Source organism: Arthrobacter sp. LT660, from assembly GCF_056172845.1.
The window spans coordinates 2,751,195-2,773,922 of sequence record NZ_CM149651.1; the positions used below are offsets into that span (position 1 = coordinate 2,751,195).

Annotated in this window: 23 protein-coding genes; 9 read left to right on the plus strand and 14 right to left on the minus strand. The window is 69.5% G+C overall.

Features of this window, described 5'->3' with window-relative positions:
- The first annotated feature begins 32 nt into the window (after positions 1–32).
- From AC0QSG_RS12835 to AC0QSG_RS12855, 5 genes are read left to right on the plus strand one after another with little or no spacing between them, the layout of a single operon-like run.
- Positions 33–509, plus strand: coding sequence for an Asp23/Gls24 family envelope stress response protein (locus tag AC0QSG_RS12835; protein WP_475375662.1), 477 nt, complete (start codon positions 33–35; stop codon positions 507–509).
- Complete coding sequence (locus tag AC0QSG_RS12840; RefSeq protein ID WP_435727674.1) at positions 506–697, plus strand: hypothetical protein; 192 nt, start codon at positions 506–508, stop codon at positions 695–697. Before AC0QSG_RS12835 ends, AC0QSG_RS12840 begins: the two co-directional genes overlap by 4 nt.
- Entirely contained in the window at positions 694–1,044 is a 351-nt protein-coding gene (locus tag AC0QSG_RS12845; RefSeq protein ID WP_475375663.1) for a hypothetical protein, read from the plus strand. The genes AC0QSG_RS12840 and AC0QSG_RS12845 overlap by 4 nt, the downstream gene beginning before the upstream one ends.
- Complete coding sequence (locus tag AC0QSG_RS12850; RefSeq protein ID WP_475375664.1) at positions 1,041–1,619, plus strand: hypothetical protein; 579 nt, start codon at positions 1,041–1,043, stop codon at positions 1,617–1,619. The genes AC0QSG_RS12845 and AC0QSG_RS12850 overlap by 4 nt, the downstream gene beginning before the upstream one ends.
- Positions 1,616–2,227 (plus strand): hypothetical protein, encoded by a 612-nt coding sequence (locus AC0QSG_RS12855; protein ID WP_475375665.1) that lies wholly within the window; start codon positions 1,616–1,618, stop codon positions 2,225–2,227. Before AC0QSG_RS12850 ends, AC0QSG_RS12855 begins: the two co-directional genes overlap by 4 nt.
- On the opposite strand, the gene AC0QSG_RS12860 is transcribed toward AC0QSG_RS12855, so the two are convergent.
- From AC0QSG_RS12860 to AC0QSG_RS12890, 7 genes are all read right to left on the minus strand, one after another.
- Positions 2,224–3,921 (minus strand): glycoside hydrolase family 13 protein, encoded by a 1,698-nt coding sequence (locus AC0QSG_RS12860; protein WP_475377314.1) that lies wholly within the window; start codon positions 3,919–3,921, stop codon positions 2,224–2,226. The genes AC0QSG_RS12855 and AC0QSG_RS12860 overlap by 4 nt on opposite strands.
- A 217-nt stretch (positions 3,922–4,138) precedes the next feature.
- Complete coding sequence (locus AC0QSG_RS12865; RefSeq protein WP_475375666.1) at positions 4,139–5,455, minus strand: hypothetical protein; 1,317 nt, start codon at positions 5,453–5,455, stop codon at positions 4,139–4,141.
- A complete protein-coding gene (locus AC0QSG_RS12870) occupies positions 5,452–5,961 on the minus strand; it encodes a hypothetical protein (RefSeq protein WP_475375667.1) in 510 nt (169 codons plus the stop codon). Before AC0QSG_RS12870 ends, AC0QSG_RS12865 begins: the two co-directional genes overlap by 4 nt.
- Before the next feature lie 39 nt (positions 5,962–6,000).
- Positions 6,001–7,593, minus strand: coding sequence for a hypothetical protein (locus tag AC0QSG_RS12875; protein WP_475375668.1), 1,593 nt, complete (start codon positions 7,591–7,593; stop codon positions 6,001–6,003).
- Complete coding sequence (locus tag AC0QSG_RS12880; RefSeq protein WP_435727682.1) at positions 7,590–7,952, minus strand: hypothetical protein; 363 nt, start codon at positions 7,950–7,952, stop codon at positions 7,590–7,592. The genes AC0QSG_RS12875 and AC0QSG_RS12880 overlap by 4 nt, the downstream gene beginning before the upstream one ends.
- 62 nt (positions 7,953–8,014) lie before the next feature.
- The gene (locus tag AC0QSG_RS12885; protein ID WP_475375669.1) at positions 8,015–8,878 is read right to left on the minus strand and encodes a DUF8083 family protein; all 864 of its coding nucleotides are present in this window, start codon (positions 8,876–8,878) and stop codon (positions 8,015–8,017) included.
- Between the two features lie 2 nt (positions 8,879–8,880).
- The gene (locus AC0QSG_RS12890; RefSeq protein WP_435727684.1) at positions 8,881–9,684 is read right to left on the minus strand and encodes an exodeoxyribonuclease III; all 804 of its coding nucleotides are present in this window, start codon (positions 9,682–9,684) and stop codon (positions 8,881–8,883) included.
- A 146-nt stretch (positions 9,685–9,830) separates the two neighbouring features.
- Between AC0QSG_RS12890 and mmsB the strand changes: the two genes are divergently transcribed.
- Positions 9,831–10,751 carry a 3-hydroxyisobutyrate dehydrogenase gene (gene mmsB / locus AC0QSG_RS12895; protein WP_475375670.1) on the plus strand — a complete coding sequence of 307 codons (921 nt, stop codon included), beginning with the start codon at positions 9,831–9,833 and terminating at the stop codon, positions 10,749–10,751.
- A 4-nt stretch (positions 10,752–10,755) separates the two neighbouring features.
- Here mmsB and nadE read toward each other — a convergent pair whose 3' ends face one another.
- On the minus strand, positions 10,756–11,577 hold the full coding sequence (gene nadE / locus AC0QSG_RS12900; protein WP_475375671.1) for an ammonia-dependent NAD(+) synthetase: 822 nt from the start codon (positions 11,575–11,577) through the stop codon (positions 10,756–10,758).
- A 194-nt stretch (positions 11,578–11,771) separates the two neighbouring features.
- Between nadE and AC0QSG_RS12905 the strand changes: the two genes are divergently transcribed.
- Entirely contained in the window at positions 11,772–12,722 is a 951-nt protein-coding gene (locus AC0QSG_RS12905) for a phosphodiesterase (protein WP_475375672.1), read from the plus strand.
- Here the strand turns inward: AC0QSG_RS12905 and AC0QSG_RS12910 are convergent.
- Both AC0QSG_RS12910 and AC0QSG_RS12915 read right to left on the minus strand, forming a co-directional pair.
- Complete coding sequence (locus AC0QSG_RS12910; protein ID WP_475375673.1) at positions 12,719–14,350, minus strand: stealth family protein; 1,632 nt, start codon at positions 14,348–14,350, stop codon at positions 12,719–12,721. The two genes, AC0QSG_RS12905 and AC0QSG_RS12910, sit on opposite strands and share 4 nt — an antisense overlap.
- Entirely contained in the window at positions 14,351–14,800 is a 450-nt protein-coding gene (locus AC0QSG_RS12915; RefSeq protein WP_475375674.1) for a MarR family winged helix-turn-helix transcriptional regulator, read from the minus strand.
- A gap of 224 nt (positions 14,801–15,024) precedes the next feature.
- Between AC0QSG_RS12915 and AC0QSG_RS12920 the strand changes: the two genes are divergently transcribed.
- Positions 15,025–16,419 carry an HNH endonuclease gene (locus AC0QSG_RS12920; protein WP_475375675.1) on the plus strand — a complete coding sequence of 465 codons (1,395 nt, stop codon included), beginning with the start codon at positions 15,025–15,027 and terminating at the stop codon, positions 16,417–16,419.
- Between the two features lie 9 nt (positions 16,420–16,428).
- The gene (gene pyrE, locus AC0QSG_RS12925) at positions 16,429–16,995 is read left to right on the plus strand and encodes an orotate phosphoribosyltransferase (RefSeq protein WP_475375676.1); all 567 of its coding nucleotides are present in this window, start codon (positions 16,429–16,431) and stop codon (positions 16,993–16,995) included.
- A gap of 86 nt (positions 16,996–17,081) precedes the next feature.
- On the opposite strand, the gene AC0QSG_RS12930 is transcribed toward pyrE, so the two are convergent.
- From AC0QSG_RS12930 to AC0QSG_RS12945, 4 genes are all read right to left on the minus strand, one after another.
- On the minus strand, positions 17,082–19,460 hold the full coding sequence (locus AC0QSG_RS12930; protein ID WP_475375677.1) for a glycoside hydrolase family 3 protein: 2,379 nt from the start codon (positions 19,458–19,460) through the stop codon (positions 17,082–17,084).
- A gap of 238 nt (positions 19,461–19,698) precedes the next feature.
- Positions 19,699–21,009: a TRAP transporter large permease gene (locus tag AC0QSG_RS12935; RefSeq protein ID WP_435727693.1), complete on the minus strand. Its 1,311-nt coding sequence runs from the start codon at positions 21,007–21,009 to the stop codon at positions 19,699–19,701.
- 8 nt (positions 21,010–21,017) lie between these two features.
- Positions 21,018–21,521, minus strand: a complete 504-nt coding sequence (locus tag AC0QSG_RS12940) for a TRAP transporter small permease (protein ID WP_475375678.1) — start codon at positions 21,519–21,521, stop codon at positions 21,018–21,020.
- A gap of 30 nt (positions 21,522–21,551) precedes the next feature.
- On the minus strand, positions 21,552–22,559 hold the full coding sequence (locus AC0QSG_RS12945; RefSeq protein WP_475375679.1) for a TRAP transporter substrate-binding protein: 1,008 nt from the start codon (positions 22,557–22,559) through the stop codon (positions 21,552–21,554).
- Positions 22,560–22,728: the final 169 nt, after the last annotated feature.

Genomic DNA, 22,728 nt, shown 5'->3' on the forward strand with positions numbered 1-22,728 from the left:
CCGCCTCAGGAGCCGGGCGGTAGGGTGGATCCATGGACCGCCTCGACGCCACGCCGGACCCGCTGCCGCCGGAGCCCAGTGCTCCACCCAGCACCCCGCCCAGGCAGGAAACGCATTCCGGCGCGACCGGCACCACGGCCATCTCCGACGCCGCCGTCGCCAAGGTCGCCGCCGCGGCGGCCCGCACCGTCGACGGGGTGTTCTCCCTCGGCATCGGTTCCCACCGCGCCCTCGGCGCCCTCCGCGGGGCCGTCGGGGCCACCGCCGAAACCGCGCACGGCGTCACCGCCGAGGTCGGAACCGCCGAGGCCGCCGTCGACGTCGTCCTCACCGCCACCTACGGCCGCCCGCTCCACGCCATCGCCGCCGACGTCCGCGCCGCGGTCTTCCGCGCCGTCGAATCCCTCACCGGTTTACGCGTGATCGAGGTCAACGTGGAGATCGGCGACGTCCACCTCCCCGGCCTGCCGCCCGCGGCGCCGGCCCCACCACCAACGGAGCCACGATGAACCCCACCCTGCTCGGACTCGCGGTCGCCGCCGTGCTCGGCTGGGCCTCCCTGGAGCACGGCTTCGGGGGCTTCGTCCTCATGGCGATCTTCCTCGCCGTCGGCCTGCTGGTCGGCCGCGTGCTCGAGGGGCGGATCGACCTGCGCGGCGTGCGCGACGCGCTGACCGGACGGCGCTCGTCGTCGTGACGCAGCCGGCACCCGAGTACGCCGGGCACACGCGGATCAGCACGCAGGCCCTCACCAGCACCGCCCGCGCGGTCGCGGCGGACGTCTTCGCCGTCCCGCCGGCCCAGGTCCGCGTGGGACTCAACGACGAATTCGGCTCCCTGGCCCTCGGCCTCAGCCTGCCCCTCCCCATCGGCCGGCACGCCACCGGCGCCGGCCGGCACGGCGCGCCCACGGTCTGGGAAATGGCCCGCGATTCCCGCGCCGCCGTCCGCGACCGCTTCGTGGAGCTCACCGGGACCCACGTGAGCCGCGTCGACGTCCGCGTCACCGGCACCACGGCCCGGCCGGAGAGGAGGGCCCGGTGACGGAGCAGGAACGCGAACGGCTGGAACGCCACGAACTCCACTCGGCCCGGTCCACCGCATCGGTCGTCGCGGCGGTCGTCGTCACGGCCTTCTGCCTCTACCTCATGTTCGAGGCCGCGCTGAAGTCCATCGGCCAGGACGTCTGGATCCGGTCACCCGAACAGTGGTGGGACTGGCTCGCCAACCTCCCCGGCTCGGCCGATCCGCTCGTCCTCGCGGCCGGCAGCCTGGCCGTCCTGGGACTCGGGCTCTACTTCCTGCTGCAGGGCATCCTGCCGGGCCGCCGCGCCCGCCACGCGCTGCCGGACCCGCACGCCGTCGTCGTGGTGGACAACGAGGTAATCGCCGCGACGCTCGCCCGCCGCGCCCGCACCGAGGCGGCTGTCGCCCCCGAACAGGTGCTCGTCGTCGTCTCCCGCTCGCGGGTGGAGGTCCAGGTCCGCCCGACGTCCGGAATCCCCGTCCACCCCGAGGGGATCCGCGCCGCCGTCGAGGACGAACTGCGCCGCAACCGGATCGAACCGGTCCCCGACGTCCACGTCCGCGTCGCCGAAAGCGGGGTGCTGGGACAGTGAACCAGACACCGCGCGCCGTCAACCGCACCGTGCTGACCATCCTGGGCCTGCTGCTCACCGCCGCCGGCGCCCACGGCCTGCTGCTCTCCGCGTTCCGCGGCTACGCCGACCGGTGGCGCGGACTCGCCGCGCGCGTCGGCGAGTCCAGCGGCGCCCTCTTCGAGGCCACCACGCTCACCGGCCAGCGAGACTCGTGGCTGTGGATCATGGTCGCCGTCGCCATGATCGGCCTCATCCTGCTCATGGCATGGTGGGTCGCCGTCCAGGGCAAGGGCAAGACCGGGGTCTTCGCCCGCGAATACCACGACGACGAGGCGCGCGGCGTCGTCGAAATGGTCGCCGCCGTCCCCGAGCAGGCCATCCGCGCCGCGCTCGCCGGGCGCCCCGACGTCGTCTCCGTGCACGTCACCACGTGGGAGGCGGAGCACGACGCCGGACTGCGGGTCAAGGTGCAGCCGCGCCTGGGCGCGGCCCCCGGACGGATCGCCGACGACGTCTCCGCCGCCGTCGCCGCCGTGCAGGCCGCGCTGGGCCGCGGCGGCCCGGTGCTCATCCACCTCGCCGGCGGCGCCCGGACCCGCATGTCGCGGGCCGAGCGGGTCCGCTAGGCCGGAAGCAGCCAGGCGGCCGCGTCCGCGGACAGCTGCCCGTCGGCGACGGCCTCTGTGTGGCTGGAGGCGACCACGCGGTGGCCGGCCGGCAGCTCGACGGGGGCGACGCCCATGTTCGCCAGCACCAGCACGCCGCCGTTGTTGTAGCCCAGGAGCCCGTGCTCGGCGTCGTGCGTTTCGGCCCACCGCAGGGCGCCGTGTCCCAGGCCGTGCTCGGCGCGCAGGGCCAACAGCTCGCGGTAGAGCTCGAACGTGGAGCCCTCGACGCCGACCTGGCGGTCCGCCGCGTAAGCGGAGTAGCTGTCCGGCTGGGGGAGCCACGGCGCGGACGCCCGGCCCGAAGTTGCCGCGTCGCCGTCGGAGAACCCGTACCCGGGGGCGTTGGCGGCCCAGGGCATCGGCACGCGGCAGCCGTCGCGGCCGCGCTCCTTGCCGCCGGTGCGGAAGAAGCTCGGGTCCTGGCGCGCCTCGGCCGGCAGCGTCGTGTGCTCAGGGAGAGAGAGCTCGTCTCCCTGGTACACGTAGGAGGAGCCCGGCAGGCCGAGCATCACCATGGCGGCCGCGCGGCCGCGGGCCCAGCCCAGGCGCTCGTCCGGCTGCTCGTCGTCGGCGGCGATGCCCTTCGGGAACGTCGTCGGGTCGCTGAGCCCGTAGCGGGTCGAGTGCCGGACCGTGTCGTGGTTGGAGATCACCCAGGTGGGAGGGGCGCCGACGGCGGCGGCCTCGGCGAGCGTCTCGGTGACGTTGTCGGCGATGCGCCCGGCGTCCCAGCCGGCCAGCAGGAAGCCGAAGTTGAAGGCCTGCTGCATCTCGCCCGCGCGGACGTAGCGGAAGATCCGGGACATCGGCTCCACCCACGCCTCGGCGACCATCATGCGGTCGCCGTCGTACTCCGCGAGGACCTTGTTCCACGACTCGTAGATCGCGTGGACGCCCTCCTGGTCGAAGTACGGCGGGGTGTCCTCGCCCGAGGGCGCCATGTTGGTCTCGTTCCGGTCCTCCGGCGGGAGGTCCATGGACGGCTCGATGACGGAGACGTTCCCGGTGTCCGTCGGCTCGGCGACCGTCGGCTTCTCGTTGCCTGCGACCATCGCGACCTTCGCCGACCAATCCGGTAGCCCCTCGGCCTTGACCATGCCGTGGGCGACGTCCACGCGGAAGCCGTCGACCCCGCGGTCCAGCCAGAAGCGCAGGACGTCCTTCATCTCCTCGTGGACCTCGGGGTTCTCCCAATCGAGGTCCGGCTGCTTCGTGTCGAACAGGTGCAGGTACCACTGTCCCGGGGCGCCGTCGGGTTCGGTGGTGCGCGTCCACGCCGGTCCGCCGAAGATCGACTGCCAGTTGTTCGGCGGCTGCGCGCCGTCCGGCCCGACGCCGTCGCGGAAGATGTAGCGGGCGCGCTCCGGGGAACCGGGCGCCGAGGCGAGGGCCGCCTGGAACCAGACGTGCTCGTCGGAGGTGTGGTTGGGAACCAGGTCCACGATCACCTTGATGCCGCGGGCGTGCGCGTCCGCCAGCATCGCGTCGAAGTCCTCGAGCGTGCCGAAAAGCGGATCCACGGCGCGGTAGTCCGCGACGTCGTACCCGGCGTCGGCCTGCGGGGACTTGTAGAACGGGGACAGCCACACGGCGTCCACGCCGAGGCGTTCGAGGTAGGGCAGCTTCCCGGCGATGCCGCGCAGGTCGCCCATCCCGTCCCCGTCCGCGTCGGCGAACGAGCGGGGGTAGACCTGGTAGATGACTGCGTCGGCCCACCACGGGCCGCGGGACGGGGCGGCTTCGGTGCCTGCTGGGGTGGTGCTGGGCTGCTGCACGGGCGTCCTCCGGGATCGCGTCGACGGTTGGTGACCCGGACAGTCTAACGACGGCGTGAAAGCGGTTCCACCCCGGCCACTTGCCCCGCCGCTCCTAGAGAACCACCGCGCGGCGTCCGAAGATGGTCGCCTGGATCCGGTCCTCGAGCTGCAGGAAGACGAACGTGGAGTCCGTGGGGGACAGGGTCACGGCCGAACCCTCGTCGAACATCCGCTGGTGGCCCACCCGCCCGCCGTTGAGGTAGGCGACGTCGTCCGGCTCCGAGTCGACGCCGGTCGCGGTGAGCGTCCAGGAAAACCACGGTTCGTCCCAGAACGCGCGCATGGCGGCGTTGGACCCGGCCGGGGGAGTGCGGTCGCCCGGCCATCCGCGGGCCAGGTCGTCCACCGGAAGCGGGCTGGGCAGCAGCGCCAGGTTCCAGGCGGGCTGCAGGCCCACCCACCGCGCCATGAGCGTGGAGAGCATCGTCAGCGGGACCAGCTGGAGGTTGAAGTGCTCGGGCGAGGGGCGGCCCTCCGCCGGGCCGCCCAGCACGCGGTGGTAGCCGGGTTCGGCGACCAGCAGGGCCGTCGCGCCGTGCGCCCACGCCTGGAACCAGGATTCGCCCCCGCTGTCCAGTCCGGTGATGCGGTAGGACGCCTGCGGCTCGACCAGATGCGCCCCGACCGCCGACCCCAGATCGGTCAGCGCGGCGCCGTCGACGAACTCGAGCTCCTCCAGCTCGCGCAGGGGCTCCGCGTAGGAGGACCGGTTCAGCGACCCGATCCGGAGCCCCTGGCACAGCTCGGTCAGGACCTCGAGCGACCTGCCGTGGATCCACGCGCCGTCGAACTCGAACGGCTGCGCCTTCACGAGGCCGTCGATTTTCTCCACCTCGTGCCCCAGCGCGGCCGAGGCCACGGGATCCACGGCGCCGGCGGGAACGGGAGGCAGCGCCGCGCCCGCGCCGTCGCCCGCCGCGTTGGCCCCGGCGAGGCGCGCGGAGGCGGCGACGTCGTGCAGCAACGGACCCAGGAACTGCCACTGCTGGACGGTCGCCGTCGCCGTGACCTGGACGGCCAGGCCCCGTTCGATGAAGAGGAAATCGGTGGTGAACAGGCTCAGCCCGTGCGTCGGCGAGAGTTGGGTGTACGCGATGCTCCGCCCGGACTCCGGCGCGCGTCCCCAGGGACGGATATCGACGATCTGCGGGGCCGCGGTCCCGGAGGCGATGCCCTCCAGCGCCCGCTCCAGGAACTCGGCGATGCCGCCGTCGTATGGGTTGACGGTGACGACGACGGTCGGCCCGAAGGATTCGGACGGCGCGGGGAGGAGGGCCAGCAGTTCGTATTCGTCCCGATTGGGGCCGGCCTGCCACCCCTCGGGCAGCGTCAGGGACACGGTTCCGGTGCGTCCGGTCGCTTCGGTCATGGGAGGCGGTCCTCCTTGCTCAGGCAACGTTCGACGTCGGCCAGCCGGCGGTCGCGCTTCTTCGACGGAGGCGCGTCGCGGACCGCGGCCGCTTCGGCGGGGGACCACGGGTTGGTTCCGCGCGAGCCTCGGGACCGGGCCCACTCCCGGTACCACGCAGGGCTCAGCCCCAGCGGCCACCAGAAGAAGGAGAGGAAGACGAACACCCACGGCACGAAGAACAGATTCCAGATCCCCTGCCGCGCGCCTTCCCAGTTCAGGACCTCCAACGGGAGGCTGAGCAGCGCGATGGCCATCGCGACGGCCGCGGCCGCGGCCATGAACGGCCATGTGTTCCGCGACGAGATCTGGAACGGAATGGGCGGGGACATGACCCAACTGCGCCAACTACCGCCGAGCGCCCTGCGAGCCAGGGTCGTGGGGAACCACCACAGGAGCAGGGCAACGGCGACGCCGCCCCAGAACTCGAAGCGGAAGAGCAGGTACCAATTCGTGTCCTCAAGCATGCGGGACGTTCTCCGGTCTGTTGGTGTCCATCGAGAGTACTAGCCCCATCCCAGCAGTTTCTTTCCGAGGCTCTTCCCGACGTCCTTGAGTCCGTCCACCGCGGCGGCACCCGCGTCCCCGACGGCGTCGGCCGCATCGCCGAAGGCCTTGCTGGAGCCGCCCTGCCGCCAGTCGTTCATGAACTCGCCGACGCCCTTGCCGATCTTGCCGCCGACCCACTCGCCCGCGATGCCGCCGACGAATCCGCCGACCGCGGCCCCGACGCCCGGAATCGGGATGAGCGCCTGGCCCGCGGCCGCGCCGAGCGCCCGGCCCGCCACGCCGCCGGCGATCTTGCCGGCTGTTTCCGCGGTCCCCTCGACGGCCGTCGACTTCACGGCCTCGCTGCGGATGTCCGACGGATCGGCGTCGGGGTTGTTCCTCAGCGCCTCGTTGTAGTTGGAGGTGTAGGAGTCGTAGTACGTCATGCCCGTGTCGAGCACGCCCAGGCCGCGGCCGCCCCACTTGGCGATGGGGCTCTTGTTGAACTTGTCGAGCGCGCCGTCCACCTTCGCGATGCGTTCGATCGCCTTGTTGTGGCGTCCGCGCTCCCCGGCCCCGCCGATGTTCAGCGTGAACTGCGTCCGGCCGTGGCTGTTGCTCTTCCGGAAGAGCTGAAGACGATCGGAACCGAGGTTGATCCGGTTGGATCCCCCGAGGGCGGAGAGCTTACCGCGGAGTGCCGCGGGCATCATGAGCATGAGCCCGGGGTGGAGCACCGAATCGGCCCAGGTGTTCGCGCCGGTCGTGAACTTCAGATACTTCGCGTCGGCCCAGCGGGCGAACTCGTCCGAGTGGCGCCCCACGAACTCGGGGGTGGAGAACGGACCGAGTTTTCGGTCCAACAGGAACTTCTTCAGGTTCGGGGCGCCGTCGAACGCGAACTGCGACAACGTGCGTTCCCTCATCGACCAGACCAGCTTGAGGCGGCCGCCCCGCGTCGACTGGATGGTGGTGGCGCGGTCGATACTGGTGTTGACCATGCCGTAGGTGTTCTTGAAGCCCTTGATGACCGCGACCACGGCACGGCCCGACGACGGCGCCGCCGCCGCGGGGGCCGACGCCTTGATCGCGGCCTCGCACGTGTCGACAAAGCCCTCGTAGTCCTGTTTCGCCGTCGCCAGCAGCCCGGTGAGGCGTTGGTGTTCCGGCATCGTCCGCGTGGTCGGCAGGTAGCTTCCGGTGTCCCGGGCCTCCGTTTGCTGCTCCGTCGAGGACACGCGGGCCGGAAGGGCGTTGAACGCGGCCACATCGGCGGACAGGGTGGCGTACCGGCCACCGAAGTCGTCGAGGCTCGCGGCGAACGCGTCCGTGGCTTTCCGGATGCCGTCGATGCCCGCTACGACCGCCTCGGCGAGCGGCAGGATCTCCGTGCTGAAGGCGTTGTCCACGGTCGACGAGTTCGGGTAGGTCGCCGCGGCGGGCAGCCTGTTCCAGTGCCCGATGGTATTCGAGTAGACGGTGTCGACCTTGTCGCCCTTCGCCTTGAGGCCGGCGCCCGCGCCGCGGATCTGGCCGGCGTCGGGCAGGTTCTCCGGAAGGTAGGCCGAAAACACTATGTCCGGGACGTGCATCCCCTCACCGGCGCTCATCCGCCGTAGTCCGGGGTGTCGTCGATGGTCCCGACCCGGTGCTGGATGCCCGCCTGCCGGACGAGGTTCGCCGCGGACTCCATTTCCCCGTCGGCCGCGACGAACTCGGAGATGATCGCGTCCGCGGCGGTGAGGATGTTGTCCCCGTGCTCCACGAAGGTGGCGGTCCAGGGCTTCAGGAAGTCGTCGAAGACCTGTTGCAGAGCCGCTTCGATCTTCGGCTCGCGGGAGGCGTCGGCGAGTTCCCCGCTGGACGCCTTGATCTTCGCCTCGTGGCCGTGGAGGTCGTCGAAGTTGCTCCGCGCGCCGGACACGGCAGCCCGCGCGTCGCCGACGTTGATCTCGTACTTACCCGGCATGTTGACCCCCTCGACTCAACACTTTAGAGGGTCTGTGGGATTCGTCGATGGGGAGAACTCCCCTAGCTGGCGCGGCCCAATTGGCGGATCTTCAGCCAGCGCGAGGCCAGGCGTCGGTAGGACGCGGCGGCGCCCAGCATGTCCCCCTCGGCCAGGGACTCGATGCCCATCCGGATGTCGTGCGGGGAATCGTCCGGCCACACCAGCTCGGCAAGGCGCCCGTAGTCGAGTTCCACGATCGAGTCCGCGTGGAACAGGCGGAGCCACTCGCTCAGCGCGGTCAGCTCGTCCAGCATGTCCAGCTCGGGGGCGTTGACCGCCAGCGACGCGGCCGCGAAGCGCGCGCGCTCCAGGACCTGGACGGACGGCGCGGCGAGCCGGACGCTGTGGACGGCCTCGCCGTCGTCGTCCACCTCGCAGTGGTCGTCCTCGCGCAGCACCACGAACCAGGCGAAGGGGACCCCCCAGGTGGCGCTGCGCGTGTGCAGCGCGGCGACGGCGTCCGCGAAGCCGTCGTGCTCCAGGCGGCCGGCGTTGGCCTGCCGGGCGGCGTCGGGGACCAGGAGCTCCAGCAGCTGCGGGCGCATGCTCCCGTCCAGCTGCTCCGCGGCGAGCGTGGCGCGCACGGGAAGCTGGTCGGGGCAGAAGTACGCGGTGGTGGCCGCGTCCGCGCCCGGGTAGTGCAGGATGCGGAACCGCTCGCCCGTGTGGTGCGGGAACGGGTCGGAGACGTGCCGGGTGACCCGCCGGATCGACTCGGTGGCGGCCCGCTCCTCGAACACGGTGCGCGGCACGGAGCGCTGGGCGGCGATCAGCAGCTGATCGGCGTCGGAATAGGCGCGCAGCGGTTCGTAGACGCGAAGGTACGACGTCGGCGGAACGTTCCGCCGCGCCGTGCCGTTCGTGCCGCCCGCGTCCGGGGCCACGGCTAGCCGAGCTCCACGATGACGGGGGCGTGGTCCGAGGCGCCCTTGCCCTTGCGCTCCTCGCGGTCGATCGACGCCCCGGTCACCCGCGCGGCGAGGGCGGGGGAGCCCAGCACGAAGTCGATCCGCATGCCCTCCTTCTTGGGGAAGCGCAGCTGCGTGTAGTCCCAGTACGTGTAGACGCCGGGGCCGGGGGTGTGCGGCCGGACGACGTCCACGAACCCGGCGTCGAGGAACGCGTTGAACGCCGCGCGCTCCGGCTCGCTCACGTGCGTCATGGCGTTGGCGCGGAAGAAGTCGATGTCCCAGACGTCGTCGTCGTGCGGGGCGATGTTCCAGTCGCCCATCAGCGCGACCTCACGCGCGGGGTCCTCCGTGATCCACGCGGAGGCGTGCCGCTTCAGCGTGTCCAGCCACTGCAGCTTGTACGGCATGTGCTCGTCCTCAAGAGCGCGGCCGTTGGGGACGTAGAGGCTCCAGACGCGGACGCCGCCGCAGGTCGCGGCGATGGCGCGGGCCTCTTGGACCGGGTCCTTGCCGCCCTTGCCGAACGGCGGCTGGTCCATGAACGTGCGCTCCACGTCCTCCAGGCCCACGCGGGAGGCGATCGCGACGCCGTTCCACTGGCTCAGCCCGAAGTGCGCCACCTCGTAGTCGTTGTTCTCGAAGAGCTCCCAGGGGAAGTTCTCGTCCTTGCACTTGGTCTCCTGGATGGCCAGGACGTCGACGTCGGTACGCCGCAGCCAATCCTCGACGCGGTCGGCGCGGGCACGGAGGGAATTGACGTTCCAGGTAGCGATCTTCACGCCTCCAACCTATCAAGTGCGCGCCGGAGTCCGAGGTCCTGCGAAGGGGCGCACGCGGGTCCCCGGAGCCGTGGCCCTCGGCCGCGACTGCGGGTAGGTTGAAGGCGACGGGGTGGGGGCATCCGGACAACGAAGGAGAACGCGCGATGAGCAAGGAGACGGGAAGGATCGCCTTCCTCGGGCTGGGGCACATGGGCGGACCGATGGCCAAAAACCTGGTGGCGGCCGGCCACGACGTTCTGGGGTTCGACGTGATGCCCGCCGCCCTGGACGCCGCACGGGAGAACGGGGTGCCCACGGCGGAATCCGCGGCCGCGGCGGCCGACGGCGCGGCCGTGGTGCTCACCATGTTCCCCAGCGGAAGACACCTGTTGGACGCCTACCGCGGAAACGGCGGACCCGGCCTGCTGGAAACGGCGCCGGCCGGCACCATGTTCCTGGACTGCTCGACGATCAACGTGGACGAGGCGCGGGAGGCTGCCGAGCTGGCGGTCGCCGCCGGACACCGGTCCGCGGACGCTCCCGTCTCCGGGGGAGTCGTGGGCGCCGAGGCCGGGACGCTGACGTTCATGGTCGGTGCGCTGGGGGAGGACTTCGCCGCCATCGAACCGCTGCTGGAGGTCATGGGGCGGCGGATCGTGCACTGCGGCGGCCACGGCGCCGGGCAGGCGGCCAAGGTCTGCAACAACCTGATCCTGGGCATCTCCATGATCGCGGCGTCGGAGGCGTTCGTGTTGGGGGAGCGGCTCGGGCTCACCCACCAGGCCCTGTACGACGTCGTATCCACCGCCTCCGGGCAGTGCTGGGCCGTGACGACCAACTGCCCCGTCCCGGGACCCGTGCCGACCAGCCCCGCGAACCGCGACTACCAGCCCGGATTCGCCGGGGCGCTGATGGCCAAGGACCTCCGGCTGGCGCTGAACGCGCTGGAGGGCGCGGGCGTGGCCGCGGAACTCGGCCCGCTGGCCTCGCGCATCTACGACCGGTTCGCCGAGGAGGGCGGCGCGGGCCGCGACTTCTCCGGCATCATCACGGACATCCGCGACCGCTCCGGGGACGCCGGCTAGCCGGTCATTTCCACCAGTTGTCCAGGATGCTGACCGGGACGGTCCGCTTGTGGCGCGTCCGGAGGTACATCGCCTCGATCCGTTCGGCGGCCTCCGGTGCGATCTCGCGTCCCTCCAGGTAGTCGTCGATCTCGTCGTAGGACAGCCCCAGTTCGTCCTCGTCCGTCCGGCCGGGCCTGCCGTCCAGGAGGTCGGCGGTGGGGACCTTGGCCCAGAGGCGCTCCGGCGCGCCGAGGTGGCGCAGCAGCTGGCGGTTCTGGCGCTTGTTCAGGCCGAAGAGCGGCAGGATGTCCGCGCCGCCGTCGCCGTACTTGGTGAAGAACCCCGTGACCGACTCGGCGCCGTGGTCCGTGCCGACGACCAGGAAGTTGCCCTCGCCGGCCAGCGCGTACTGGGCCACCATGCGCAGGCGCGCCTTGATGTTGCCCTTGTTGAAGTCGGAGATGCGTTCGCCGGTGGCGGACTCGTACTCCGCCTCGAAGCCGTCGACGCCCGGCCTGATGTTGTAGGTCTGCTCCGTCTTGGCGCCCACGAAGTCCATCGCCGCGCGGGCGTCGTCCTCGTCGTGCTGGACGCCGTAGGGAAGGCGGACGCCGACGAAGTCCGCCTCCACGCCCTCGACGGCCAGCTCCCCGACGGCAATCTGGGCCATGCGGCCCGCGAGCGTGGAATCCAGCCCACCGGATATGCCCAACACGAAGCCGCGGGTCCCGGTGGTCTTGAGGTAGTCCTTCAGGAACCCCACCCGGCGGGCCACCTCCTCCGCGGGGTCGACGGTGGGCTTCACGCCCATTTCTTCGATGATCCTCACCTGTAGATCGCGCATGGAAACCACCCTAGCGGGCCGTCGTTTCGTGCGCGTTGCCTAACAGCGGGCAAATTCGCGCCAATCCGGCGACGGGAACGCAACTTGCCCCGGGATTGCGTTCCCGGTTCGCGCAAGCCGTGCTTGGATATTGATTGTGGAGACAGTCCACGCGGCGGGCCGAAAGGTCCCGCCAACAACGGAGAGAGCTGGTCATGGCAACCATCCGGCCCGAGCATCCCCGCCCGGAGCACTTTTTGGTACACCTGAGCGACACCCACCTGGTCGGCGGCGACGTGCCGCTGTTGGGGACCCTGGACAGCGAGGCCCGGCTGCGCGAGGTCTTCGCCGCCCTCGAGGCCAGCGGCGCGCGGCCGGAGGCGCTGATCTTCACCGGCGACCTAGCGGACAAGGGCGAGGCGAACGCGTATGCCCGGCTCCGGGCCATCGTAGAACCCGCGGCGGAGCGTTTCGGAGCCCAGATCATCTGGGCGATGGGCAACCACGACGACCGGGCTAACCTGCGCGAGAACCTACTCGACGAGGGCCGCAGCACCGAGCCGCTGGACCGCGTGTACCGGATCGGGGGACTGCGCGTCATCACGCTGGACACCACCGTCCCGGGATCCCACCACGGCGAACTCGCACCGCACCAGCACGACTGGCTGCGCGCCGAACTCCTCCAGCCGGCTCCGGAGGGGACCCTGCTGGCCCTGCACCACCCGCCGGTGCCAAGCATCCAGCCGCTGGCCACCCTGGTGGAGCTGCGCGGCCAGGCGGCACTGGAGAACATCCTGCGCGGCACGGACGTGCGCGCCATCATCGGCGGGCACTTGCACTACTCGACGAACGCCATGTTCGCGGGGATCCCCGTATCTGTCGCCTCGGCCACCTGCTACACGCAGGACCTCGCGACCGCCGTCGACCCCGTGAACGGCGTCCGCGGCACGCGGGGACGCGACGCCGCGCAGTCCTACAACCTGATCCACGTCTATCCGGAGACGATCGTCCACTCCGTGGTCCCGCGCGCCGGGGGGGAATCCGTGGGCACGGTGTACGACCCGGCCGAGGTCACCGAGTCGCTGGCCAACCACGGGCTCGACTACGAGAACTACGACGACGACGTCGCGGAGGCGCCGAGTGCGCCGCGGCGCCAGATCGCCTAACCTTCCTCCGGCCTCTCCCACGGCCCCGGAACGGGGAAGTAGCGGCGCAGGAAGGAGGTCACGACCTGCTGCCGCTCCTGGGCGGGGACCTCCGGGAAGCTGCCGTCGTTGAGGCAGAAGAAGTCCTGGTTGCGCTTGGCGAGCATCCGCGCCAGCGCATCCAGCCCCGAGTACATGGTGGTGTCCACGTACTTCACCTTGGCGCCGACCTTCGTGACGGCGCGCCCGGTGAGCAGCGCGTAGTAGTGGTAGAGCGAGTTGGTGACGGAGATGTTGTCCTTCGCGCGGAAGCGGCTGGCCGCCGTCTCGCGGAACTCCCGGGAGAACAGCTCCTCGAGCTCGATCATGACGCTGCGGCGCAGAGGCGCGGCCGTGTGCTCGAGGTGGCGCGTGGTGATCCGGCCGAACCTGTCGTGCAGCAGGCGGCGGTTGACACGGGCCGAGTTCTCGAAGCCGGAACGGTCCAGGTGGTTGTCGCCCAGCCCGATGCGGGTGGGCGCCTCGATGAACTTGGTGATGCCGCCCGGGGAGAAGAACATATCGGGGCCCACCGGACGGCCGAAGAACATGTCGTCGTTGGAATACAGGAAGTGCTCGGAGAGCCCCTCGATGTGCTGGAGCTGCGACTCGACGGCCTGCGAATTGAACGTGGGGAGGCTGGCCGGGTCCTTGAAGTGGTCCGCGGCGCGCACGATTGTCACGTCCGGGTGCTCGGTGTCCAGCCACTCCGGAAGGTCCGAGTCGGTGCAGATGAAGATCCGCCGTATCCACGGGGCGAACATGTGGATGCTCCGCAGAGCATATTTCAACTCGTCGATCTGGCGGAAGCGTGCCTCGGCGTCGTCCCCCTCCCCGACCACGACGTTCTCCATGAACGACGCGCGGTAGCGCTGGTATTCGGGGTTGTTGCCGTCCACCCAAGAGAAGACGATGTCGATGGGGAAGTCGATGTCCGCGGCGTGGTCGGCGAACATGTTCTCGATCGTCGGCCACTCGACGCCGAAGCGCCAGACGGTGCCGCGGATCGCCTCGGCCGCGGGAAGGGTGGCGCGGGTGAGGGAGTTCTCGATCGGCAGGTGGAGCGTTCCGTCGTCGTTCCATCGCCAGAGCTCGATCTGAACGCCCGTGCCCTGGCCGTAGTGCAGCCCACCCTCGGGCTCGACGCGCGGGCGGTAGAGGCGGAACATGCGCGCCTTGCCACTGCTTCCCAGGCGCCCGTCGGCGACCAGGAGCGCCTTGTCCTTGCGGGTGTCGACCGTCATCGAATAGAACGGCTCGTCCTGGCAGGCGGCGACCAGGGCCTTGCGGAGCTTCTTGCGCTTCTCCCAATCCACGGCGATGACGGGCCGCGCGTCGTTTCCGCGGACCAGCAGGTAGGGGATGCCGGCGTCCTCGAGCACGCCGCGGACGAACAACAGGTCCGCGACCATGGCCGTGTGCGGGGTCATCGTCTTGTTCAGCAGCGCGTAGCGGCCCTTGACCCGCACGATGTCCTCACGGTCGAGGAACCGGGCCATCGCCTCGGGGGACGTGACTTCGCGGACCTCGCCCAACGGCGACTCGGGCTCGGGCGCTCCGTGGTAGACCTCGCCGGGGGTCACATCGGCGGGGGTGAGAGCGTTGGCCATCTAGTCGGCCTGACCGGCGGGATCGTTCCAGCCGAGGTTGAGGGCCATCCGGCGGAGCGAGGAGACGGTGGTCGAGTAGTCCTCGGGGGACACGCCGGCGCTGGATTCTTCGCGCATCGAGTCGACCAGTTCCGTCAGACGGTCCAGGCTCGTGGCCCCGCGCTCCGTGAGCGTAAACGTGTGGCCGTCCTCGGCGACCCAGCCGGACTCCACGAGTTCGGCAAGGTGTTCGGAGGGGCTGGTGGGTTCGCCTTCGGCCACGGGCTCGCCGAAGAACGGCGACAGGGCCGACGTCAGTTCGCCGCCCGTCGCGGGCCCCTTCTCGAGCACGTTGAGCAGTTGCCATTGCCGGCGGGTGACGCCGTGTTCCTCAAGCGAAACCGCGAACTGCTCCGAAATGAGCGAGTCCACTAGTTTCAGCCAGTATCCAAGCGATCTCTGAGCATCCATGGCCCCAGCCTAACGCCGGGACACCCCGATGTCGCCCAAGCAGGCGCGGGGTTACCCTTAGCCCGTGGACGGCGTGGACGCCACGCCCGCAGTGTCCTCGATGACGGCGGCCGTTCGTTTCCCGCCGCACGGACTCGTCCCCCACAGGCGAGTTGCCGATCCCGGCCATCCACATTCGAAGGCGTGTTCCCCTGCGGGCCTTGCACCGTCGATACGTTGGGGACATGCCTTTCGATCCAGCCGTTCCCGACGCCCGAACGTCCGTGCCGGACGCGGGTCTTGTGCCGGATGCGGTCGAAGTGCTGGATTGGGTGTCCCGGATGGGGCAAGTCGGCGCGGGAGGCGCCGTCGGCGAACCGGGGCAGGCGCCGTTGGTCGACCAGCTCCGTGCCCTGGAGGTCCTCAAATCGGCGGCGTGTGCCGCCCAGGCCCGACTGGCGGTCCGGTTGGACGAGGCCGTTCGGCGAGACGAGGCCGCATCCGGGGTCCCCGCCAGGAAACGCGGTTCCGCCGTGGCCGCGCAGGTGGCGTTGGCGCGGAAGGAATCTCCCCATCAGGGCAAGATTCAGCTGGGCACGGCCAAGATGCTGGTGCGCGAGATGCCCCACACCCTCGCCGCACTGGCCCACGGCAACCTGAACGAATGGCGCGCCACGGTGATCGTCCGCGAGACGGCGTGTCTCGACGTCGAGGATCGGGCGCGGATCGATGAACAAATCTGTGGCGATCCCTCGCTGCTGGAGGGCAAGGGCACCAAGCAACTCGCGGGAGAGGTGAGGGCCGCGGCGATGGCCCTCGATGCGCGCGCCGTGGTGAAGCGGGCGGCGAAGGCGGTCGAGGAGCGGACGGTGACCTGTCGCCCGGCGCCGGACACCATGGTCTATCTGTCGGGGCTTCTGCCTGTAGCGCAGGGGGTCGCCGTCTACAAGGCGCTGAGCCAGGAGGCGGACAGCCGCCGGGCGGCCGGCGATGAGCGCAACCGCGGACAGGTCATGGCGGACACGCTCGTCGAACGCGTGACCGGGCAGTCCCACGCGGGAGCGGTGAAGGTGGAGCTGCAGGTCGTGCTGACCGACCGGACGCTGTTCCAAGGGGACGCGGAGCCCGCGCAACTCGTCGGGTACGGCGTGGTTCCCGCGCAGACCGTGCGGGACCTCGTGCGGTATTCTCCGCTTTCGCGGCCCAGCCGGACCGCGAACCCGGGAGCCGCGCCGGAAGTCTGGATCCGGCGCCTGTACACGGCGCCGACGACCGGCCAGTTGATGGCCATGGACTCCAAGGCAAGGGTCTTCCCCGACAACATGCGCCGGCTCATCGCGGCCCGGGACCTTGAGTGCCGACGGTCGTGGTGCGACGCGCCCATCCGTCACCACGACCACGTCGTCCCGTTCGTGGCCGGGGGCGCAACGAGCATGGCCAATGCGCAGGGCCTCTGCGAAACCTGCAACTACTCGAAGGACGCCGAGGGATGGTTCTCGGAGGTCGCGGCGGTCGCGAATGGAGTCCGGAACACCATCACGACGACGACGCCGAGCGGCCATCGGTACACATCCACGGCGCCGGCGCCGCCCGGGACACCGCCACCGCCGCCCGGATCGCCGCCCTCCTCGCCCGACTAGAATCGAACCATGACCACCCACAGCGATGCCCGTGCCCGCCTGCTCGAACTCATCAAGGAGCTGGCCGTCGTCCGCGGCAAGGTGATTCTGTCCTCCGGCAAGGAAGCCGACTACTACATCGACCTCCGCCGCATCACCCTCCACCACGAGGCGTCGCGGTTGGTCGGCCAGGTCATGCTCGAGCTGTTGGACCAGGCCGGCATCGAGTTCGCCGCCGCGGGCGGGCTGACCATGGGAGCTGACCCGGTCGGCACGGCGCTGATGCACTCCGCGGGCGACGCGGGACGCGCCGTCGACGCCTTCGTGGTCCGCAAGGCGCAGAAGTCTTACGGCATGGGCCGCCAGGTGGAGGGCCCCTCGGTGGACGGGCGCGATGTGGTGGTCCTGGAGGACACCTCCACCACGGGCGGCAGCGCGCTGACCGCCGTCGAGGGGGTGCGCAACGCCGGCGGCAACGTGAAGGCCGTGGCGGTCATCGTCGACCGCAGCACCGGCTCCAAGGAGCGCATCGAGGCGGAGGCGGGCGTTCCGTACCTCTTCGCGTTCGGCAAGGACGAGCTCGGGCTTCTCGACTAACAGGGTCCCTGACCCGGCAAAACACAGAAGGCGCCCGCTCCCATCGGAGCGGGCGCCTTCCTTGTCGGGGGGATACACGGGACGGATCAGTAGTCCAACCCGTATCCGAACGGGTACAGCGCCCCGTCATCGGTCTCGTCGTAGCCCGGCAGGTCGCTGAACTGCTGGCGAATGGCGTCGGCGGTGCCGGCCAGGGCGAACGGCATGCGTCCCTGCGGCGCGACCTTGCCGGAAAGGACGTCCATCAGCGCGGTGTCGCCCATGCCGAACCCGGCCACGATCGCTCCGGCGTCGCGCAGTCCGCTGGCTTCGTCCATCACGAACGGCTGGCGGAAGTACACGTGCAGGACCACCTTGCTGGGATCCTCGACCTCGCCCATCACCTGCTGGATGGTGTCCAGCGACGGGCTGATTTCCCACGATTCGGACTCGGCCATGCCGGTGAAGTCCAGCACGCTGGTCTCCCACGGCAGCGAACCGCCGAAACGCAGCCCGTTGTCGGTGCAGCTTGCCGCGCCTTGGGCGACGCACGCGTCCGCAGCGCCAAACGGGCTTTGGCCGTCGAGACCCGTCACGCCCTCCAATACGGAGGGGTTGATGTGCTCGGGGTTCATTCCCGATTCCGCGGCGTTGCTGACGTAGGAACCGGTGTCCTTGTTGTTGACCGTGACCGAGATCAACGCGTAGTCGCTGTCCTTGGCGCTCGGGCGATCCGCCGGGTCCGCGGTGTTGCCGTTGGTCACGTCGTAGCCGTAGCTGGCGACCGTCTCCTCGGTGAAATCACCCAGGACGTACACGTCGGAGTCGGGCTTCAGCGGCAGGACCTTGTCGCCGTCGGCCGTTTCCTTGTTCTCCAAAAGCACTGCCGACTTGCGCTGCAGGTCGAGGCCGACCTCGCGGTTGGCGGCGTTGCCGACGACGCCGCCGGCCGCGGCCGGATCGACGTACGGGTTCTCGAAGAGCCCCATCTGGAACAACGGCTCCGTCAGGCGTGTGGCCGCGAGAGTGACGCGCTCCTCTGTGACAAGTCCGGCGTCGACGAGCTCGGTGATGGTCTTGACGTCGTGGAAGCCGGAGAGCGTGTCGGTGCCGCCGTTGATGGCCGCGGCCACGCGCTCCGGAACCGTCTTGTCCTCAAGGCCCCAGGCGCGGTCGTTGATGATGCCAGTGTCCGAGTTGACGTACCCGGCGAAGCCGAGTTCGCCGCGGAGCAGGTCGTTCACGATCTGGTTGGAGAATGCCATGCCGGTCTCGTCGTAGTCGACGCCGTTGTGGGTCACGTTCACCGGTGCGCCATAGTACGGCATGATCGACGAGACGCCGGCCTCGATGGCGGCCTCGAAGGGCTGGAGGTGGTACCCGAAGCCGTCGCCCGGGTAGACCTGCGTCTTGCCGAACGAGTAGTGCGCGTCCATGCCCAGTTCCTGCGGCCCGCCGCCCGGGAAGTGCTTCATGGTGAGGGCCACGGGGGAGTCCGGGCTGAGCGAGACTCCCTCGTCGCCGACCGGTCCCTGCAGGTTCTCGACCAGCGAGGACATGATGTTGGACGTGAGGTCCGCATCCTCCGAGAAGGTCTCGTGCGCGCGGTACCAGCGCGGCTCGGTGGAGAGGTCGGCCATGTAGCCGTACATACCGCGGAGGCCGATCGACGCCCACTCCTCGCCCATGACGCCGGCGAAATCCTCGACGACGGACATGTCCCCGTCCGTGGGTGCCTCGCCCGTGCGCAGCGCCTCCTCGCCCAGGGCCGCGGCGGCGATGCCGGCCTCTTTGGGGAAGGCGCTGAACGCGCCGGCGGATTCGTTGATGCCCGCGCGGGCGTTCGGGTCGATGTGGTTGCGCGCGTTGGACTTGAAGAGCATCGGGATGCCCAACCGGGTGGCCTCGCCGAGCTCCTGGACGGAGTTCGTGTATTTGGCGGCCTCTTCCGGCGTCAGGGAGGTGCCGGCCCGGAAACCGCCCGTGGCGCCGCCGCAGACGGCCTTGTCCTCGCTGGTCACGGTGTTGCGGAAGACGAAACGGTGCATCTTCTGGTCGTTGATGTAGCCCTCCGCGGCCGGATCGAGCGTCCCCCGGGTCTGCGTGTCCTGGTCGCAGGCCGCGTTGAGGGTGTCGATCAGCATGAGGCCGGCCTTCTCCTCGAGCGTCATGAGGGACACCAGGTTGGCCGCGCGTTCGCCAGCCGGAAGGCGCCAGTCCTCGTAGGCGTCGAGTTTGCCGTTGGCGTTGAGGTCCTTGAACGTCCGTCCGTTGACCTTGATGGTGTCCTTCACCCGGGCGCCGAGCGCTGGCGGCTTCCCGTGGTTGCCTTGGTCCTTCCGCGCGTCCTTCTGCGCGGTGGCGGGCACGTTTGCGGGTGCGCTCTCGCGCACGGGCGGCGCGCCGGCGGCGGGAACCGCCAGGGCGAGCGCCAGGGGCACGACCAGGGCCGCAACGGCGCGGCCCCGGTGGGCTGGGGGGAACATTCGGATCATGCTGAAGCCTCCGTCGGATGGGTGCGAGGTGCGCGCGGGGCCCGTAGGAAAGGCCGCCGCATGGCGCATCTCCACAGTGACCCGAGACACGTTGATTGTCCGACTGGTTGCCAACAATTGCTTTTGTTGCCCTGTTGCAGCCGGCCGCGCCGCTTCGGGAAGGCCGGTTAACGCCGGATCCCCCGCGGGCACACGGCCTGCGGGGGATCCTGGGGGCGACGCGGAAACGCTAGGGCTTGATCAGCTCCAGCTGGGTCGGCAGCCACAGGCTCAACTCGGGCACGAACACCACGAGGAACAGCCCCACGATGAGCGCGATCAGGAACGGGATGATCCGCTGGATGACCGGCTCGAGGCGGAGCCCGGCGACGCGGGCGCCGACGAACAGCACGTTGCCCACCGGCGGGGTGATGGTACCTACGCAGAGGTTGTAGACGATCATCGTTCCGAAGTGGACCGGGTGGATGCCGAACTCCATGACGATCGGCAGGAAGATCGGCGTGAAGATCAGGATGGCCGGCGTCGGGTCCATGAACGTTCCCACGACCAGCAGGATCACCATCATGAGGATCAGGATGATCGTCGGGTTCTCGGTCAGTCCCAGCAAGCTATCCGAGATCAGGTCCGGGATCCTCGCGAAGGACATGAGCCAGGACATGGCCGTGGAGACGCCCACCAGCAGCATGACGATCGCAGTCGTCTTGGTGGCGTTGAGCAGGATCTCCGGCAGGTCGCGGACCTTGATGGCGCGGTAGGCGAACCCCAGGACCAGGCAATAGACGACCGCGATCGCCGCGGACTCGGTGGGCGTGAAGACGCCCGCCAGGATTCCGCCGATCACGATGACGATCATCAGCATCGACGGAACGGCCTTGAGCAGGGTTTGGACGGCCACGGCGAACGTGACCCGCTCGGTGGACCTCATCTCCTTGCGCTTGCGCGAGTAGAAGTAGACCACCAGCATGCAGGCGGCGATCCAGACGAGGCCCGGACCGTAGCCGGCGACGAACAGCGCCGCGATGGAGGTGCTGCTGACCAGCGAGTACACGATGAACGTGTTGCTCGGCGGGATCAGCATTCCGGACGGCGCGGAGGCCACGTTGACGGCGGCCGAGAAGCTGCGGTCGTAGCCCTCCTTGGCCTGACGCGGCCCCATGACGGTTCCCACGGCGGCGGCCGCCGCGACGGCGGCCCCGCTGACGGAGCCGAAGAGCGCGTTGGCGACGACGTTGGTCTGCGCCAGCGAACCGGGCATCCGTCCGACCAGCACCTTGGCGGCGTCGATCAGGCGCGCGGCGATGCCGCCGTTGTTCATGAGCACGCCGGCGAGGATGAAGAACGGTATGGCCAGCAGCGTGAACGAGTTGATGCCGGCGAACATCTGTTGCGAGGTGGTGAGGACGGCGCGGTCGAAGCCGATCACGGCGATGATCGCCGCGACGGAGGGAAGCGCGATGGCGACGGCGATGGGAACGGACAGTGCGATGAGCACCACGATCCCGACGAGGAGTATGAGTCCCGCGAGCAATGCAGTTTCCACGGTGACTCCTAGATAACGTCGGGTTCGGTGTCTTCGATGGGCGCTTCGTCCCCGCGGATGATCGCGAGGGCGTGGTAGACCGCATAGAAGATGACAATGAGTCCCGTGATCGGCATGACCAGGTAGAGCGGGCCGACCGTGACGGGCAGGCCCGAGAGGGCCTGCCCCCACGTCCGTTCGGTCACCCGGAGTCCGCCCCAGACCAGCACGAGCACGGCGAACGCGACGATGGCGACCTGGACGAAGATCGCCGTCGCCTTCTCCACGGCCGGTGCGAACTTGCGGACCAGGAAGTCGACGGCGATATGGCCGCGTTCGGCGAACACGAGTGCCGCCCCGAAGAGGCCGAGCCAAACGAACAGGTACTGCGCCAACTCAGACGTCCAGGCGCTGGGGTTCTGGAGGACCTGGCGTGAGAACACCTGCCAGACCACCGTCACCACGAGGATCGCGAAGAGGGCGACGCACGCCAGCGCGAGGACCCGGTCGAGGCTTTTCTTGACTACTTGCATGGAACTACCTGTTCGTCGGCGATGCGTTGGCTACTCGGCGGCCGCGCGTGCGGCGTCGTAGATTGCCTGGACCGAATCGGACGTCACGTACTTCTCGATCAGCGGCTCGAGAGCGGTGCGGAACGCCTCGGTGTCGACGTCGTTGAACTCGGTGCCCGCGGCCTCCAGCTCGGCGTGGGCCTTCTCCGTCTCGGTCGTCCAGAGCTCGGTGTGCTCCTCGACGGCCGCGCCCCACTGCTCGTCGAAGACCGCGCGGTCCTCCTCGGACATGTCCTCGTAGGCGTCGGTGTTGATGACCACGTAGTCCAGCCCCACCAGGTGGTTGGTGTTGGAGAAGTACTTGGCGACCTCGCTGTGCTTCTGCGTCAGGTAGGACACCTCGTTGTTCTCGGCGCCGTCGATCACGCCCGACTGCAGCGCGGTGTAGACCTCGCCGAAGGCCATCGGGGTGGCGGAGCCTCCCATGCTCTCGATCATGTCCATCTGGACGTCGGACTCCTGGACGCGGATCTTCATGCCCTTCATGTCTTCCGGGGTGTTGATCGCGCGCTCGGAGTTGTAGATGCTGCGCGTGCCCTGGGTGAGGCCGCCCAGGACGGTGATGTTCTGGTCCTCGAGCGAGGCGTAGAGGTCGCCGACGATCGCGTCGTCGCCGATGACGCTCATCTGGTGCTCGACGCTGTCGAAGACACCCGGGAGGTTGAAGACCTGGAACTCGGAGTTCAGGTTCTCCAGCTGCGTTCCGGAGACGACGGCCATATCGACCGATCCGTCGCTGACCAGCTGGATGGCCTCCTGCTGGGCGCCGAGGGTCTCGTTGGCGTAGACGTCGACGGACACGCGGTCCTCGGTGCCTTCGCCGACGTTGGTGCCGAAGTTGTCCAGGGCGATATAGGAGGGGTGGGTCTCGGTCTGGTTCAGGGCGAGGCGAAACTCCTTCGTTTCGCCGCCTTCCGAAGCGCCGCCGCCACAGGCCGCGAGCGACAGCATCATCACTGTCGCGGTGCCTGCGAGTCCAACAAACTTGGTGGTACGCATGGTTTACCTTTTCCTGCCCTTTCACGGGCATCTGTAAGGGCGCGGATGTCCGGCCGACTCACTCGCAACGATGGACCTTTCCGCCGGGGGCGGCGGGCCATTGCCATAACTCTATGGAGCCAGTCCCAAGCTTCACTTTTCAACAAGTTGCCACTAGTTGCACGCGCCG